We start from the raw sequence: 16,082 nt of genomic DNA, 5'->3' as shown, positions 1-16,082 counted from the left end.
AGGTCAAGCGGGGCATTGATTTTCCGCCCCCGATGCCGCAAACCGCCTGTGTTGCACAGAGAGGACGCTCATGACCCGCATCGACCGCAAATTCGCCGCCCTGAAGGCCGAAGGGAAGAAGGCGTTCGTCGCCTATGTGATGGCGGGCGACCCGGATTACGAGACTTCGCTTGAAATCATCAAGGGCCTGCCGGGCGCCGGGGTGGACGTGATCGAGATGGGGATGCCCTTTACCGATCCGATGGCCGACGGCCCGACGATCCAGTTGGCCGGCCAGCGCGCGCTGGCCGGCGGTCAGACACTGGAAAAGACGCTGGCGATGGCGCGCGAGTTCCGCAAGACCGACGACGAGACGCCGATCGTGATGATGGGCTATTACAACCCGATCTATAATCGTGGCGTGGCGAAATTTCTGGAAGACGCCAAGGCGGCCGGGATCGACGGGCTGATCGTGGTCGATCTGCCCCCCGAAGAGGATGTCGAGCTGTGCATCCCGGCCAATGCGGCGGGGATGAATTTCATCCGCCTGGCCACGCCCACCACCGATGACAAGCGTCTGCCCAAGGTGCTGCAGAATACCAGCGGCTTTGTCTATTACGTCTCGATCACCGGGATCACCGGCACCGCCGTCCCCCAGGCCGCCGACGTCGCCCCCGAGGTTGCCCGGATCAAGTCGCAGACCGATCTGCCGGTGATCGTGGGCTTCGGCATCAAGACGCCCGAGACCGCCGAAAGCATCGCCTCGATCGCCGATGGTGCGGTGGTCGGTTCGGCCATCGTCAAACTGGTCGAAGAGGCACGCCCGGTGGCCGAGATTCTGGCCTATGTGAAGGGGCTGGCCGACGGCGCGCACCGGGCCTGAGCACCGGCAGAAACGGGCAAGGGGCCACCGTGCCCCTTGAACCGGAACAAAAACAGATCAAATCTGAGGGGCCGCCAAAGGAATCGCCCCATGCCCTATGCCCATTCCGACAAGTCCGAACCGCTGTTGCACGCGCCCGCCCCGGATGTGAAGACCCGCCCCAAGCTGGAAGGCGGCAAGCGCTTCGTGTTGCAGACGGAATTCGAACCGGCGGGCGACCAGCCCACGGCGATTGCCGAGCTGTCGGAAGGCATAGATACGGGCGAGCATGATCAGGTGTTGCTGGGCGCCACCGGCACCGGCAAGACCTTCACCATGGCCAAGGTGATCGAACAAACCCAGCGCCCGGCCATCATCCTGGCCCCCAACAAGACGCTGGCGGCCCAGCTTTACGGCGAATTCAAAAGTTTCTTTCCCGACAACGCGGTGGAATATTTCGTCTCCTACTACGATTATTATCAGCCCGAAGCCTATGTCGCGCGCTCGGATACCTTCATCGAGAAGGAAAGCCAGATCAACGAACAGATCGACCGGATGCGCCACTCGGCCACCCGTGCGCTGCTGGAACGCGACGATGTGATCATCGTGGCCTCGGTGTCGTGCATCTATGGTATCGGCTCGGTCGAAACCTATGGCGCGATGACCCAGGATCTGATCGTCGGCAACGAATACGACCAACGCAAGGTGATGGCGGATCTGATCGCCCAGGCCTATCGCCGCAACGACACCGCGTTTCAGCGCGGCAGTTTCCGGGTGCGCGGCGACAGCCTCGAAATCTGGCCCGCTCACCTGGAGGATCGCGCCTGGAGGCTGTCCTTCTTCGGCGAAGAGCTGGAAGGCATCACCGAATTCGACCCGCTGACCGGCGAAAAGACCGATACGTTCGACCGCATCCGGGTCTATGCCAATTCGCATTACGTCACCCCCAAGCCGACGATGAAACAGGCGATCATCGGCATCAAGAAAGAGCTGCGCCAGCGGCTGGATCAACTGATGGCCGAGGGCAAGTTGCTGGAGGCGCAGCGGCTGGAACAGCGCTGCAATTTCGATCTGGAGATGCTGGAGGCCACCGGCGTCTGCTCGGGGATTGAAAACTATTCGCGCTATCTGACCGGCCGCGCCCCCGGCGAGCCGCCCCCCACGCTGTTCGAATTCATCCCCGACAACGCCATCGTCTTTGCCGATGAAAGCCATGTCTCGGTCCCGCAGATCGGGGGCATGTACAAGGGCGACTTCCGGCGCAAGATGACGTTGGCCGAACACGGGTTCCGCCTGCCGTCCTGCATGGACAACCGCCCGCTGAAGTTCGAGGAATGGGACGCCATGCGCCCGCAATCTGTGTTCGTCTCGGCCACGCCGGCGGCGTGGGAGTTGGAGCAGACCGGCGGCGTCTTCACCGAACAGGTGATCCGCCCCACCGGCCTGTTGGACCCGATAATTGAAATCCGCCCGGTCGAGACCCAGGTCGATGACGTGATGGACGAGATTCGCAAGGTGACGGCGCAGGGGTTCCGCACGCTGGTCACCACGCTGACCAAACGCATGGCCGAGGATCTGACCGAATACCTGCACGAACAGGGCATCAAGGTGCGCTACATGCATTCGGACATCGACACGATCGAACGGATCGAGATTCTGCGCGACCTGCGGCTGGGCGCGTTCGATGTGCTGATCGGCATCAACCTGCTGCGCGAGGGCCTGGATATCCCCGAATGCGGATTGGTGGCCATTCTGGACGCGGACAAGGAAGGCTTCCTGCGCTCTGAAACTTCGTTGATCCAGACGATCGGGCGGGCGGCGCGCAACGCCGAAGGCCGGGTGATCATGTATGCCGACCGGATCACCGGCAGCATGCAACGCGCGATGGACGAAACCGACCGCCGCCGCGAAAAGCAGATCGCCTATAACCTCGAACACGGAATCACCCCGGCGACGGTCAAGAAGAACGTCGAGGATATTCTGCAAGGTCTCTACAAGGGCGACGTGGATATGAACCGGGTGACGGCGATCATCGACAAGCCGCTGCACGGCGCCAACCTGGAGGCCCACCTGGACGGGCTGCGCGCCCAGATGCGCAAGGCGGCCGAGAACCTGGAATTCGAAGAGGCCGCAAGGCTGCGCGACGAGGTCAAGCGGCTGGAGGCGGTCGATCTGGCCATCTCCGACGATCCGCTGGCGCGACAATCGGCGGTCGAGGCCGCCAGCGCGGCTGCGGTCGGCGCGCGCGGCCGGTCTACGGCGGGGCGTCCGGGGCAGCGGGGGGGCGTGAAGAAGCGGAAATCTTAAGGGAAGCAAGGTCGTGACCCTCCTCGTAGGCGGGGTGCCGAGCCATCACACTTACGCCCCTCCACTTTCGCCAATCCATGCTATCCTTCCTCCCATGAAACTCAGCCAGCTTTCCGAACACCAGATCCGCAAGGCCCAGGCCGAAGGACAGCTCGACAACCTCAAGGGGGCGGGCAAGCCCCTGCCGCCGCCCGGTCATGGCGATTTCGCTGAAGAGGCCAGCTTTCGCATCATGGCCGAGGCCGGCGCGCTGTCCCAGGACGTGGAGCTGCGCAAGGCGCTCAAGGCGCAGGCGCAGAAACTGGCGCAAACCACCGATCCAGAAGACCGCAAACGCGAAATGGCGGTTTTTGCCGAGATCCAGCAAAAACTCGCCATTCAGGAAGAGGCGCGGCGCAAGTTCTACAGCACCCGCTAGGGCCGCCCCTTGCCTAAGGTGGGTGCCACCCTATCACGGTCTTCGCTGTATCCTTTCAGCCCCCCCCCCCGACCTACCGCACCACATGCACGGCACAAGGCGCATGGCGCACCACCCGCGCGGCGGTCGAACCCAGGAAATAATCCTGCAGACCGGGCCGGTGCGAGGCGATGACGATGCAATCGGCCTCATGTTCCTGTGCATATTCCACGATGGTGCGGCCCGCGTGGCCCGTCACCACATCTGCCGCCACGATGCCCGGCGCGCCGACCTCGGCCAGCAGTTCGGCCCGGACCATGGCGCGGGTCTCCTCGGCCTGGCCTTCGGGCAGGTATTGCGACACATAGGCCGGGATCGCTTCGACCACAGTCAGGGCGGTGATCCGCCCACCCTCGGCCAACAATGCGTGGGCGATGTTCAGCGCGGCGGCGGTGTTCGGGCTGTGATCCAGCGCGATGGGAACCAGGATGTGCTTGTACATGGATGTCCTCCTCTTGCCCGCGCAGGCTGGCATGGGAAACCCGTGGCCACCATGATGCAAATCAGAAAAACATCGCGCCTTGCGTCCGGTCAGCCGCCGGGCGTGACCACCGTCAGCCCCAGCATCTGCCAGCTTTGCATGCCGCCGCGGTAATAGAAGATCCGCTCGGGCGGATAGCCCGCCGCGATCATGCTGCGGACCGCCGAGGGCGACTGCCCACACCACGGCCCGTTGCAAAACAGCGCCACACGCCGCGCATCGCTACAGTCCCAGCCGTCGAAATCCGGCTCGCAGCCAAGTTCGGTCAGCCGGTCCACCACCTGAGTATAGGGCATGTGCAGGGCGCCGGGGATGGTGCCCCGGGCGTGCCAATCGGCGGTGCGGCTGTCCAGCACCAGAATCTCGGGGTCCTCCAGCATGTCCAGCAGTTCCAGCTCGCCGATGGTGGTGACGCCCTCGGCCGGACTCATCGGCTGAATGCAGAAGGGCGGGCAGGGGCGCGAGGTGCGGGCCCATTCGCCGCTGACCTCATGCGCGGTATCCTGCGCGCGCTGGATCGTCACCGGCCCTTCGGGTGTCTGTACCTCGACCGTGGGCCGGTCGCGGGCGATCATCACCTTCAGTTCGTCGGCCTGTACCGGCATGGCCAGCAGCATCAGCGCCGCGATACGCAACAGATGTCTCATCTTGTCCTCCCTGTCATGCCTGACATGATAGGGCAAAACCGCCCGGGGTCACCCATGCAAACGCAACGCCCGATCCGTCCCACCGATGACGAGGCACGCACCTTGGCCCGCGACCTGCTGCGCGGGGCGACCCATGGCGCGCTGGCGGTCACCGATCCCGATACCGGGGCGCCCTATGCCTCGCGCATCGCGCTGGGCCTGTCGCCGCAGGGCCGCCCGCTCAGCCTGATATCGGACCTGGCGCACCACACGCGCGCGCTGCGTGCCAATCCGGCCTGCGCGCTGCTGCTGGGCGAACCGGGCCCGAAGGGCGATCCGCTGATCCATCCGCGCCTGACCCTGATGGCACGGGCCCGATTTGTCCCGCGCGACAGTGACGCGCATTCCGTCCTGGCCGCGCATTACCTGCAAAGCCATCCCAAGGCGAAACTCTATATCGGCTTCGCGGATTTCGGGTTCGTTCTGTTCGATGTGACCGGGGCGCATCTGAACGGCGGGTTCGGCAAGGCGTTTCACCTGATCCCGGCCGATCTTTTCGACACATGAAACCCTTCCCGCGCGTGGGCGCGGGAAGGTGTGGCGCGGTTCAATCAGGTCGGATTGTCCATCCGCGCGGTCACCTGCACACGGCCCTTCACCGGATCGGGCCAGACCAGATGCACCTCGTTCTTGTCGGTGCCTTGTTCGACCTTGGCATAGGGGAAGGCCGACACGACCGCACCGCTGCCATCCTCGATCTTGCCCTCGGTGGTCATCGCCACAAGGTTGCGCGCCCGACCGCCAAAGGGCAGGGGGGCGCCAAACGGGCAGACCCAGGTCTTGGTGGCGCTGTTTTCGTCGAATTGCAGCATCACCGGATTCGCGATGAACTGATCGATCCCGTTGAACGTGTTGCCCTGCACGGTGATGTTGCGCGCCCGCCCATGGTCGAGATCGGCATAGGTGGTGTCGACGTAATCCACCCGGTCGATATTGCCGTTGATCGACTTGAACACATTGCCCGACAGGTTGAACCCGTGGATGAAGTGACCCGGCCCCACCGGCTTGATCACGAAAAACCGGAACCACGATCCCACATCGCCGCACATGAAGATATTGCCGCTGACCGTCAGCCCGCCGAAGGACAGCTCGTTGTTATGGGGTGGATCGTCGTCATGCTCGTTGGTCCATTCGACAAAGCAATTGTCGATATAGTTGGCGGTGATCGTGGTCTTCGCGTTGGTGGTGGTCAGGATGATTCCGGCCTGACGGATGCCGGTGGTTTCACTGTCGCCCTGGAAGCAGTGGTTGCCCAGAAAGATATGGCCGGTGCCGGCCCAGACCCCGAAATGGGCGAAGCGCACGATCCGGTTGTCGCGGATCTTGCTGTCGTTTGAATTGACGTTCATGCCGATCGTCACCCGGTCCTGCGCGCGCAGCGGTTGCTCGTTCGACAGGAACTGACAGCGGTCCACCAGCAGGCCCTGACAGCCGCCGCCGATCGAGGTCATCCCGCGATCCCTGGGCGCGGTGAAGAAACAGTCGCGCACATGAAAGATCAGCCCGTCGGGCGCCAGCATGATGCCGCTGGCCTCGCCCTGGCACTGCACATCCACATCGGCCAGCACGAACCGGCTGAGCGAGGCGAAGCCGCTGAAATCCAGCAGGTACTTGAACCGCGTGAACGTATAGGTCTGGGTGCCCGCCGCATCGAACAGGGGTTGGCTCAGCGTGATCGTTCCGGCACCCACATTGGTATCGCGGACATAAACCTCGCGGCCCACGCCCAGCCCCTCGATCAGCGCGCCGATGGCGATATTGGCCACATTCGTCACGCCGGTCAGCTTCAGCTTGTCCGAGGTGGCATAGCTGGCCTGCGACGTGACCACATCGGTGTCCCAATTGGCCGAGGGCAACGCGGTGATCTGGCCGTTTCGGATCACCCGGCGGGTGGAATAACTGTCCTTGCCGGCCAGCGCCTGCATGTCGATCGGCGCATCGACCTCGACCCGGCGGCCTTTCATGTCCAGGCTTTCGTGGTCGGAATAGTTGAACAGAACCGCGACCGCGCGCTTGAATCCCTCGCGCTCGTCACCGAAGGCGTCGATATAGGCGGGCAGGTCGAAATTCTTGGTCAGGGTCAGGCGGCGGTCGTCGGGCATGGTTACCGTGCCCTCGAACCTGACTTCGCTTTCGAATGTCATGTGTCCGCCCAAGTAATAGGTGCCGCCCGGCACCAGAACCCCGCGCCCGGCGGCGGCGGCGTCGGCGGCCTCGAACGCGGCGCGGTCATCGGTCACCCCGTCGCCCACCGCGCCGTAATCGCGCACATCGACCCAATCCATCATCTCGCGCAGGAAAACGCTGGTGACATCCTCGACCACCAGATCGTCGATCCGCACCACCCCGCCATTGGCGCCGGTCATGTCCAGGCCGACATGGGCATAGATCGGGGTCGTCCCCCAAGCCATGTCCACGCCGCCACGCTGGCCGCTGCCGATGATGGCGCTGATCGTCACGACCTGGCCATAGGCGGTCAGGGTGGTCGCCGGGCCGGTTTCGGTCAGGCCGGTCACATGGGTTTCGCTGCCGTCGCCGGCCCAGGCGGCGATGCGCAGATCGGGCAGGTTGCCGCTGATCGCCTTGACCCGCGCCGTCACCCGCAGATAGCACCCCGGCAGGATCGGCGTCTGGCCCATATAGCGCAGTTTCTGGATGCTGTCGGTCTTGGCCAGTTCCAGACAGCTGCCGAAATCCTGATCCGCCGACACCAGGGCCGCGTTCGAGGCGCCGTCATAGGTGGCCGATCCCGGGGTGCCGTCCTCGCTCGACCAGACCTCCAGCCCGGCCGCGAATTCCGGCGGCATCACGAGCAGCCCATCGGTAATTGCCTTGTTCATCCAAACCCCTTTCCATATGCGCACGCATTGCGCCCGGCGCATCGGGCAGCACAGATCGCCGGCTGCCGAAGCTCCGCTCAATTGTCAGTCACTGTCGTGAGAAGAAGTGCCCGGGGGCCGATCCGGCCCGGGTCAGATGCAAGCCCTAACAGCAAAGGGTTAAGGCCCGCTTAAGCGCGGCCATCGGACGCGGATTTTCGGTGGAATATCGGGCGCCTTGCGCTGCAATTCATGGCATTCATCCCTAAATATCCCTGTGGTGGGTCGCGACGCGACCCCGCAACCCCGGATGAGAGGGCAGGCAATGGCCTATGAATTCCGACGCAAGGACAAAAGCGTTCAACACGGTGTGCGCCGCATCGCGCTGGAGCAGATCGACAGCGCCCTGGCCGAGATCGACGATCCGCAGATGGACCCGGACGAAAAGATTCATCAGCTGCGCAAACATGCCAAGAAGCTGCGCGGCCTTGTGCGCCTCGTGCGGCCGGTCTTTCCCGGCTATGCGGTTGAAAACGCCGCCATCCGCGATGCCGCGCGTCAGCTTTCGGGCCAGCGCGATCTGGAGGGCCGGCTTGAAACCTTTGGCAAGTTGATGGCGGGCCGGGCGGGCGCGGATCGCTTTGCCCCGGTGCGCGCGTTTCTTAGTTCTGCCAAGGATCAGGTCAGCGCACAGGATCTACAGCCCGTCCGGGCCGAGCTGATCCGCGTCCGCGACCGGGCCGAAGGTTGGACGCTTGAGGCCAAGGGCTTTGGCGCGATGAAGGACGGGCTGACCCTGACCCGCAAGCGCGCGGCGCGGGCGATGGCGGATTTTGCGCAAGATTCCAGTGACACCAACGTGCATGAATGGCGCAAGCGGGTGAAATATAACTGGTATCACACCCGCCTTCTGGCCCCCACCCGGCCTGGTACGCTGCGGGACCGCGCCCGCGCCGCCCGCGATCTGAGCGAGTTGCTGGGCGATCACCACGATCTGTCGGTGTTGCGGGATTTCCTGCAAGGTCAGGACGCGCTGCCCGGCGATCCGGCGATGTGGAATGACTTCGACGCACTGATCGCCGAGCGGCAAAAGCTGCTTCAGGATCAGGCCCTCGCACTTGGCCAAGACCTGTATTCCGGCAAGGCCAAGACCCAGGTCAAGCGCCTGGGCCATTGGTGGGCGAAATGGAAGGGCGGAAAGGCGGACTAGGCTGCCAGTTCCCCCGCCAGCCCCTTTTCGATCAGGGCGACGGTTTCCGCGACGCCGTAAAGCGCGATGAACCCGCCAAAGCGCGGCCCCTGACTGGCGCCCAGAAGCACCTCGTACAGCGCCTTGAACCAGTCGCGCAGATTCTCGAACCCGTGTTCCTTGCCCACGGCGAAGACAAGGCTTTGCAGCTCTTCGCCGTCCAGGCCCCTGTCCCACGCTTTCAGCCGGGTCACCAGATCCTCCAGCGCCGTGCGCTCCTGTTCACTCGGCAGGCGGAAGGCGCGGGTCGGCGCCACGAAATCGCGGAAATAGCGCACCGCGAATTCCGCCGCCTGATCCAGATCGGGGTGGGTTTCGGCGCTGGCCTCGGGGGCATAGCGCTTGATAAAGCCCCACAGCCCATCCTTGTCGGTGGCCCCCGCGACCGAGGCCAAGTTCAGCAGCATCGCGAACGGCACCACCATGTGGCTTTGCGGCGGGGTGCCGCCGTGGATGTGCCATACCGGGTTGTTGATCTGCGCCTTGGCGTCCTGATCGGGATAGGCGCGCAACTGCTGGTGATATTCGTCCACCGCTTTCGGGATGACATCGAAATACATCCGCTTGGCGGTTTTCGGCTTGAGATACATGAAATAGCTCAGCGATTCCGGCGAGGCATAGGTAAGCCATTCGTCGATCGTCAGGCCATTGCCCTTGGATTTCGAAATCTTCTCGCCATTCTCGTCCAGGAACAGTTCATAGGTGAAATGCTCGGGCTTGCGGCCGCCCAGGATTTCACAGATCCGGTCATAGATCGGCGTGTTGGTGGAATGGTCCTTGCCGTACATCTCGAAATCGACATCCAGCGCCGCCCAGCGTGCGCCGAAATCGGGCTTCCACTGCAATTTCACCTGACCGCCGGTCACCGGCAGGGTCCACTCGCGCCCGTCCTCGTCGTCGAAGGTGATCGTGCCATCCTTGGCATTGACCTCTTTCATCGGGACATACATCACCCGCCCGGTTTCGGGATGGATCGGCAGGAAGATGGAATAGGTTTGCTGGCGCTCTTCGCGCAGGGATTTCAGCATCACCTCCATCAACGCATCATAGCGTTCCGCGGCGCGCAGCAGTACCTCGTCGAACAGGCCATCCTTGTAGAAATCGGTGGCCGAAATGAATTCATACTCAAAGCCGAACGTATCCAGGAACCGGCGCAGCATGGCGTTGTTGTGGTGGCCGAAGCTTTCGAACTCGCCGAACGGATCGGGGACCGAGGTCAGCGGGCGCTGCAGGTTCTCGCGCAGCATGTCCTGCTGCGGCACGTTGTCGGGCACCTTGCGCATGCCGTCCATATCGTCCGAAAAACAGATCAGCCGCGTCGGCATGTCGCTGATCGCTTCGAACGCGCGGCGGATCATCGTGGTACGCGCGACTTCGCCGAAGGTGCCGATATGCGGCAGGCCGGACGGGCCATAGCCGGTCTCGAACAGCACATACCCCTTTTCGGGGGGCGCCTTTTCATAGCGTTTGAGCAGCCGGCGTGCCTCTTCAAAGGGCCAGGCTTTGGAGGACATCGCGGCGTCACGCTGTTCGGACATGGGTCACACTACTTTCATCGCGGCCCCGCCCCATGCGTGACCGGCACCGCTACCTATTGTGCCACGGCACCCACGTCAATATTCTGCACCCCAAACATAAGGCACCCGAAGGAGGCCAAATTGACCCAATCCCCGATACCGCTGACCGCCCAGGACAGCCTGGTTGCGATCATGATCGCGGTTTCCGCCTCGGACGAAAAGCTGCCGACCTCGGAACTGGTCACGATTCAGCGGATCGTGAACCATTTTCCGGTCTTCGCCGATTACGACAATGACCGCACCAGCGTGATCGCCAGCACCGTTTTCGATCTGTTCGAGGAGGAGGACGGGTTGGACGCGCTGTTCGGTCTGGTGCGCGAGGCGCTGCCCGAAAAACTGTATGAAACCGCCTATGCCATGGCCTGCGACGTGGCCGCCGCCGACGGAAAGTTGATGGAAAGCGAGCTGCGTCTGCTGGAGGAAATCCGCTATGAGCTGGATATCGACCGTCTGGCCGGCGCGGCCATCGAACGCGGCGCCCGCGCGCGGCATATGACGCTGTAGGATTGCGGCCCGTTCCGGGCCATTTCCCTTGCCTCGCATCCTGCGGATGCTCAGGCGCCTCCGGCGGGAGTATTTTCGCCAAGAAGAAGGGGCAGGGGGTCACGCGCCGTAAAGCGTGGCCCAGCGGTCGATCAGCCGGCCCTGCAGAAGATGGGCGCGGCGGATCCAGGTACGGCCGCCTTCGGGGCGTTCGAACTGGTCGCGCGAGAGCGCGGCGCGCCGTTCCTCGTCGGCCATGAAGATGGTAAAGGCCAGTTCGGTGCCGTCCGCCGCCGTCACATAGCCGGTCAGGGCGCTGACGAAATTCAGGGTTCCGGTCTTGGCCCGGATTTTTGCCGGATGGCCCTTGACCGCTTTGCCCTGCGCATCGCGCATCGGGACATCCTTCATCAGCCCCTTCAGCGGTCCGCCCGGCCCGAACCGGACCAGCGCGCGGGTCATTTCGCTGGCCGAGATGCGTGAGCGCGGGCCCAGCCCCGAGTGATCCCGGAAATCCGCCGTGCCCCCGTTCAGTACCGTGGCGAGCCAGGTTTCCATCGCACCGGCCGAGGCGGACAGCGACGCCGGGTGCAGCCCGCGCGCCCGGGTTGCGGTCATGCCCACGGCCTCGGCCGTCAGGTTGGTGGAATATTTCAGCATGCCTTGCAGGATCGTCTGCAGTTCCGGGCTGTCATGCGTGGCCAGGGCGGTGCCCTGCGGCGCGGTGCTGGCCGGTTCGGCGCGGGGCAGGGCGATGCCGTGTGATCGGGCCAGGGTCTGGAATACCTCGGCCGTATAGGCGCCGGGGTTGCGCACCGGCAGCCAGCGGCTGCCATCCTTGCCCAACGCGCCGCTGGCCACGGTCCAGTTGTCCACGCCCTTGGTCTCGGAATAGGTATAAACCGGGATCTGGCGGTTCACCACGCGCATTCGTGCCACGTTGACCCGCGGCCGGTAACGCTGGGCCCGCGCGTCCATCGTCACGTCCCAGCCGGCCGTGCCGCGCCGCCATTCGAAATGCACCCGGTTGAAATTCAGATTCAGCCCGGAAATGGCCGGGTTATAGCCCACATGCTCGGGCTGCGCGGGGTCGATCGCGCGCAGTGCCGGCAAGGCGCCGTCGTAATAGCGGAACCGGCCGGCGACCTCGCGCACACCGGCGGCCTTCAGGCTGGCGGCCAGATCGCCCAGATCGTCAGTGGTGAGAACCGGATCGCCGCCGCCGACCAGCACCAGATCGCCCTGCACGCGCCCGCCCGTCACCGGCCCGGTCGCGACCGCCTGGGTGCGGAACCGGAAGCCCGGTCCCAGATGCTGCAATGCGTAAAGCGTGGTGATCGCCTTGGCAGTGCTGGCCGGGGGCAGCGGCAGCAGCGGGTTCAGCGCCTCGAGCACCTGACCGGTGTGTGCATCGGCCACCACGAAGCCGATCCTGCCGCTCAGTTGCGCCTGTGCGATCAGGCTGTCCGCGGACGGGGCGGCGGGTGTCTGGCCGATCGTGGGGCGTGGGCGGGGGCGCAGCGAATGGGCCAGCGGTTCGGCAAACGCGCCCTCGGCCACCCCGGCCAGAAGACCCGCCATCACGAAGCGGCGCGATACCCTGAAAGACCCATTGCTCATGGGGCGGAGTGAAGCAAATCGGCGCCGGTCAAACAAGCCTGTTCATCCCCGGCAGGGGGTATTGCCCTGCTATCTGCGCCAGTCGCCGCGCGCCCGGATCTCGGTCGATGAAATGTCGATCATCGGAATGTTCACAAAGCACCAGGCCGGGGCCCGGTGCCGCCCCAGGGTGACCGCCGCGCGCGCCGGGATCCGGTAGAAGGCATAGCGTTCGGCCGCTTTCGACATCCGCGCGCTCAGCCGCATTCCGGGCCGGGCGATCACGCCGATGGGTACGTTTTCCATGATCCAGTCCCAGCGGTCCCAGCGATGGAAGCTGGCCAGATTGTCGGCCCCCATCAGCCACATGAACCGCACACCGGGATAGAGCCGCTGCAACCCTTCCAGGGTCTCGGCGGTATAGCGGGTGCCGATCCGCGCCTCGATATCGGTGACGCTGACGCGCGGGTGGTTCATCAACGCCCGCGCCGCCGCCAGCCGCTTGTCCAGCGGTGCGGGGCCTTCGGCCTTCAGCGGATTGCCGGGCGACACCAGCCACCAGACCCGATCCAGCCCGAAGCGTTTCAGCGCCTCGCGCGTGATATGCGCATGCCCGGCATGGGGCGGGTCGAACGACCCCCCCAGCAGGCCCACGACCTGACCCGGTTTCGCAATCGGCAGACCTGCGCGCAGGATCACACATCCTCCGAGGATTGCGCCCACAGGTTTATGTGCTCTTCCGTGGCGTGGACGTCGATCTCGGCCAGTTCTTCGGGCGTGAAGTCCAGATTGGCCACTGCGCCGGCGCAATCGCTGACCTGTTCGGGTTTCGACGCCCCGATCAGCGCGGTGGTGATCCCGCCACCGCGCAGCACCCAGGCGATTGCCATCTGCGCCAGGGTCTGGCCACGCCGTGCGGCGATCGCGTCCAGTGCGCGAATGCTGGCCAGCGCGTGGTCGGTGATCACCGCGGGGTCCAGCGATTTGTGCTGCGCCGCGCGGCTGCCTTGGGGAATGCCGCCCAGGTATTTTTTCGTCAGCAACCCCTGCGCCAGCGGGGTGAACGCGATCGACCCGATCCCAAGCTCGGTCAGCGTGTCCTTCAGCCCGTCACGCTCGACCCAGCGGTTCAGCATGTTGTAGCTTGGCTGGTGGATCAGGCAGGGCGTGCCCAGATCGTTCAGGATCGCCACCGCCTGCCGGGTGCGTTCGGAGTTATACGAACTGATCCCGGCATACAGTGCCCGCCCCGATCGCACGATCTGATCCAGCGCGCCCATGGTTTCCTCCAGCGGGGTGTCGGGGTCGAACCGGTGCGAATAGAAGATATCGACGTAATCAAGGCCCATACGCTTCAGCGACTGGTCGCACGACGCGATCAGGTATTTCCGGCTGCCCCATTCGCCATAGGGACCCGGCCACATGCCATAGCCCGCCTTGGACGAGATGATCAGCTCATCGCGATAGCCCGCGAAATCGGTCTTCAGAATATCACCGAACGCCTCTTCGGCGCTGCCCGGCGGCGGGCCGTAATTGTTGGCCAGATCGAAATGGGTGATGCCATGGTCGAACGCCGTCTGGCAGATCGCCCGTTTGGTGTCATGCGGCGTGTCGCCGCCGAAATTGTGCCACAGCCCCAGTGATACGGCGGGCAGTTTCAGCCCCGACCGCCCGCATTTGCGATAGACCATCCGGTCATATCGGTTTTCCGCCGGATGATATGCCATGCCAAGCCTCCCCTCATGAACAGCCCCAAATGGCCCCCGTCACGCGGAATTGTCAAATGCCCTGCGCCGGGGGGGTGAAATCACCGGCCGGGATCGTGCGCTGCCCACATTGCCCTTGCCCGATGGAATCGCTATCTGTCCCCTCAATCCGCACATGACCTGAAGGGCAGCACCGCAATGGCATCCTACCAATACGTCTATCACATGGATGGCGTTTCCAAGACCTATCCCGGTGGCAAGAAATGCTTTGAGAATATCAAATTGAACTTCCTGCCCGGCGTGAAGATCGGCGTCGTCGGCGTCAACGGCTCGGGTAAATCCACCCTGCTGCGCATCATGGCCGGCATCGATAAGGATTTTCAGGGCGAGGCCTGGGCCGCCAAGGGCGCCAAGGTCGGCTATCTGGCGCAGGAACCCCAGCTCGACGATGCGCTGACAGTGCGCGAGAACGTGATGCAGGGCGTTGCGGAAAAACAGGCAATCCTCGACCGCTACAACGAATTGGCGATGAACTACTCCGACGAGACCGCCGACGAGATGGCCGAGCTTCAGGACGTGATCGACGCCCAGAACCTCTGGGATCTCGACAGCCAGCTCGATGTCGCGCTCGAGGCGCTGCGCTGTCCGCCGGACGATGCCAATGTCGCGACCCTCTCGGGCGGCGAGCGTCGCCGCGTCGCGCTGTGCAAACTGCTGCTCGAAGCGCCCGATATGCTGCTGCTTGACGAACCGACCAACCACCTGGACGCCGAAACCATCGCCTGGCTGCAAAAGCACCTGATCGAATACAAGGGCACCATCCTCTGCGTCACCCACGATCGCTATTTCCTCGACGACATCACCTCGTGGATCCTCGAACTCGAACGCGGCCGCGGTATTCCGTATGAGGGGAACTATTCCGCCTGGCTCGATCAAAAGGCCAAGCGGCTTGAGCAGGAAGCGCGCGAAGACAAGTCCAAGCAGAAGGTCCTGCAAAAGGAACTCGAATGGATCCGCGCCGGTGCCAAGGCCCGTCAGGCCAAGCAAAAGGCCCGTATCAACGCCTATGACAAGCTTGCCAGCGAGAGCGAGCGCGAGCGGATCGGTACCGCCCAGATCATCATCCCGAACGGCCCCCGCCTTGGCGGTAAGGTGATCGAGGTCGAGAACCTCAAGAAACACATGGGCGACAAGCTTCTGATCGAGGATCTTTCCTTCTCGATCCCGCCGGGCGGCATCGTCGGCGTGATCGGCCCGAACGGCGCCGGTAAATCGACGCTTTTCAAGATGATCACCGGCGACGAGCAGCCCGACGAGGGCACGATCAGCATCGGCGAGACGGTCAAACTTTCCTATGTCGACCAGTCCCGCGACGATCTCGACCCGGATCAGAACGTCTGGGAGGCGATCTCCGACAGTCTCGATATCGTCGTTCTCGGCGATGCAGAGGTGAACTCGCGCGCGTATTGCTCGGCCTTCAACTTCAAGGGGTCGGACCAGCAGAAAAAGGTCGGCCTTCTGTCGGGCGGCGAGCGCAACCGGGTGCACATGGCGCGCCTTCTGAAATCGGGCGGCAACGTGCTGCTTCTTGACGAACCGACCAACGATCTGGATGTCGAAACCCTGCAGGCGCTTGAGGCTGCGATCGAAGATTTCGCCGGCTGTGCGGTCATCATCTCGCACGACCGCTTCTTTCTTGACCGGCTGTGTACCCACATCCTGGCGTTCGAGGGCGAGGCCCATGTGGAATGGTTCGAAGGCAACTTCGAGGCTTACGAGGAAGACAAAATCCGCCGTCTGGGGCCGGATAGCGTGGAGCCGAAGCGGGTGAAATACAAGAAATTTACCCGCTAAGGGGCTTCTCACACACAGGTCCT

General features: G+C 63.8%; 14 protein-coding genes. 7 read left to right on the top strand and 7 right to left on the bottom strand.

The features are described 5' to 3' along the window. Nucleotides 1-70 precede the first annotated feature (70 nt). The 3 genes from trpA (at nucleotide 71) to ACSR1C_RS15115 (ending at nucleotide 3,566) form a co-directional block, all read left to right on the top strand. On the top strand, nucleotides 71-862 hold the full coding sequence (gene trpA / locus ACSR1C_RS15125; RefSeq protein WP_460260215.1) for a tryptophan synthase subunit alpha: 792 nt from the start codon (nucleotides 71-73) through the stop codon (nucleotides 860-862). A 90-nt stretch (nucleotides 863-952) separates the two neighbouring features. Further along, nucleotides 953-3,148 (top strand): excinuclease ABC subunit UvrB, encoded by a 2,196-nt coding sequence (gene uvrB, locus ACSR1C_RS15120; protein ID WP_460260214.1) that lies wholly within the window; start codon nucleotides 953-955, stop codon nucleotides 3,146-3,148. Nucleotides 3,149-3,242: 94 nt separating this feature from the next. Continuing rightward, nucleotides 3,243-3,566 (top strand): DnaJ family domain-containing protein, encoded by a 324-nt coding sequence (locus tag ACSR1C_RS15115; RefSeq protein WP_460260213.1) that lies wholly within the window; start codon nucleotides 3,243-3,245, stop codon nucleotides 3,564-3,566. A 73-nt stretch (nucleotides 3,567-3,639) separates the two neighbouring features. Here the strand turns inward: ACSR1C_RS15115 and ACSR1C_RS15110 are convergent, their stop codons facing one another. Beyond that, nucleotides 3,640-4,047: a universal stress protein gene (locus ACSR1C_RS15110; protein ID WP_460260212.1), complete on the bottom strand. Its 408-nt coding sequence runs from the start codon at nucleotides 4,045-4,047 to the stop codon at nucleotides 3,640-3,642. Between the two features lie 89 nt (nucleotides 4,048-4,136). Next, complete coding sequence (locus tag ACSR1C_RS15105; protein ID WP_460260211.1) at nucleotides 4,137-4,733, bottom strand: rhodanese-like domain-containing protein; 597 nt, start codon at nucleotides 4,731-4,733, stop codon at nucleotides 4,137-4,139. Nucleotides 4,734-4,787: 54 nt separating this feature from the next. On the opposite strand from ACSR1C_RS15105, the gene ACSR1C_RS15100 reads away from it, so the two are divergent. Continuing rightward, nucleotides 4,788-5,279 (top strand): HugZ family pyridoxamine 5'-phosphate oxidase, encoded by a 492-nt coding sequence (locus ACSR1C_RS15100; protein WP_460260210.1) that lies wholly within the window; start codon nucleotides 4,788-4,790, stop codon nucleotides 5,277-5,279. A gap of 44 nt (nucleotides 5,280-5,323) precedes the next feature. Here ACSR1C_RS15100 and ACSR1C_RS15095 read toward each other — a convergent pair whose 3' ends face one another. Next, nucleotides 5,324-7,612 carry a glycosyl hydrolase family 28-related protein gene (locus ACSR1C_RS15095; protein ID WP_460260209.1) on the bottom strand — a complete coding sequence of 763 codons (2,289 nt, stop codon included), beginning with the start codon at nucleotides 7,610-7,612 and terminating at the stop codon, nucleotides 5,324-5,326. 304 nt (nucleotides 7,613-7,916) lie between these two features. Between ACSR1C_RS15095 and ACSR1C_RS15090 the strand changes: the two genes are divergently transcribed. Next, nucleotides 7,917-8,801: a CHAD domain-containing protein gene (locus tag ACSR1C_RS15090; RefSeq protein WP_460260208.1), complete on the top strand. Its 885-nt coding sequence runs from the start codon at nucleotides 7,917-7,919 to the stop codon at nucleotides 8,799-8,801. Here the strand turns inward: ACSR1C_RS15090 and ACSR1C_RS15085 are convergent. Continuing rightward, a complete protein-coding gene (locus ACSR1C_RS15085) occupies nucleotides 8,798-10,378 on the bottom strand; it encodes a lysine--tRNA ligase (RefSeq protein WP_460260207.1) in 1,581 nt (526 codons plus the stop codon). The genes ACSR1C_RS15090 and ACSR1C_RS15085 overlap by 4 nt on opposite strands. A 171-nt stretch (nucleotides 10,379-10,549) precedes the next feature. Between ACSR1C_RS15085 and ACSR1C_RS15080 the strand changes: the two genes are divergently transcribed. Beyond that, on the top strand, nucleotides 10,550-10,921 hold the full coding sequence (locus ACSR1C_RS15080) for a tellurite resistance TerB family protein (RefSeq protein ID WP_460260232.1): 372 nt from the start codon (nucleotides 10,550-10,552) through the stop codon (nucleotides 10,919-10,921). Nucleotides 10,922-11,020: 99 nt separating this feature from the next. Here ACSR1C_RS15080 and dacB read toward each other — a convergent pair whose 3' ends face one another. From dacB to mgrA, 3 genes are all read right to left on the bottom strand, one after another. After that, entirely contained in the window at nucleotides 11,021-12,520 is a 1,500-nt protein-coding gene (gene dacB / locus ACSR1C_RS15075) for a D-alanyl-D-alanine carboxypeptidase/D-alanyl-D-alanine endopeptidase (RefSeq protein ID WP_460260206.1), read from the bottom strand. Nucleotides 12,521-12,589: 69 nt separating this feature from the next. Next, nucleotides 12,590-13,192, bottom strand: a complete 603-nt coding sequence (locus tag ACSR1C_RS15070; protein ID WP_460260231.1) for a nicotinate-nucleotide adenylyltransferase — start codon at nucleotides 13,190-13,192, stop codon at nucleotides 12,590-12,592. A gap of 2 nt (nucleotides 13,193-13,194) precedes the next feature. Continuing rightward, entirely contained in the window at nucleotides 13,195-14,226 is a 1,032-nt protein-coding gene (mgrA, locus tag ACSR1C_RS15065; RefSeq protein ID WP_460260205.1) for an L-glyceraldehyde 3-phosphate reductase, read from the bottom strand. Nucleotides 14,227-14,403: 177 nt separating this feature from the next. Between mgrA and ettA the strand changes: the two genes are divergently transcribed. Then, the gene (gene ettA, locus ACSR1C_RS15060) at nucleotides 14,404-16,059 is read left to right on the top strand and encodes an energy-dependent translational throttle protein EttA (protein ID WP_460260204.1); all 1,656 of its coding nucleotides are present in this window, start codon (nucleotides 14,404-14,406) and stop codon (nucleotides 16,057-16,059) included. Nucleotides 16,060-16,082: the final 23 nt, after the last annotated feature.

Source organism: Actibacterium sp. D185-2, from assembly GCF_054954595.1.
The sequence above is the reverse complement of the archived record's forward strand: the minus strand, read 5'-3'. Positions and strand labels throughout refer to the sequence as shown.

Bases quoted from the DNA above. Each gene is read 5' to 3' on its own strand.
- ACSR1C_RS15090 (WP_460260208.1), top strand. From the start codon at position 7,917: ATGGCCTATGAATTCCGACGCAAGGACAAAAGCGTTCAACACGGTGTG.
- ettA (WP_460260204.1), top strand. From the start codon at position 14,404: ATGGCATCCTACCAATACGTCTATCACATGGATGGCGTTTCCAAGACC.
- ACSR1C_RS15085 (WP_460260207.1), bottom strand. From the start codon at position 10,378: ATGTCCGAACAGCGTGACGCCGCGATGTCCTCCAAAGCCTGGCCCTTT.
- dacB (WP_460260206.1), bottom strand. From the start codon at position 12,520: ATGAGCAATGGGTCTTTCAGGGTATCGCGCCGCTTCGTGATGGCGGGT.
- ACSR1C_RS15095 (WP_460260209.1), bottom strand. From the start codon at position 7,612: ATGAACAAGGCAATTACCGATGGGCTGCTCGTGATGCCGCCGGAATTC.
- ACSR1C_RS15115 (WP_460260213.1), top strand. From the start codon at position 3,243: ATGAAACTCAGCCAGCTTTCCGAACACCAGATCCGCAAGGCCCAGGCC.
- ACSR1C_RS15100 (WP_460260210.1), top strand. From the start codon at position 4,788: ATGCAAACGCAACGCCCGATCCGTCCCACCGATGACGAGGCACGCACC.
- ACSR1C_RS15110 (WP_460260212.1), bottom strand. From the start codon at position 4,047: ATGTACAAGCACATCCTGGTTCCCATCGCGCTGGATCACAGCCCGAAC.
- trpA (WP_460260215.1), top strand. From the start codon at position 71: ATGACCCGCATCGACCGCAAATTCGCCGCCCTGAAGGCCGAAGGGAAG.
- mgrA (WP_460260205.1), bottom strand. From the start codon at position 14,226: ATGGCATATCATCCGGCGGAAAACCGATATGACCGGATGGTCTATCGC.
- uvrB (WP_460260214.1), top strand. From the start codon at position 953: ATGCCCTATGCCCATTCCGACAAGTCCGAACCGCTGTTGCACGCGCCC.
- ACSR1C_RS15105 (WP_460260211.1), bottom strand. From the start codon at position 4,733: ATGAGACATCTGTTGCGTATCGCGGCGCTGATGCTGCTGGCCATGCCG.
- ACSR1C_RS15080 (WP_460260232.1), top strand. From the start codon at position 10,550: ATGATCGCGGTTTCCGCCTCGGACGAAAAGCTGCCGACCTCGGAACTG.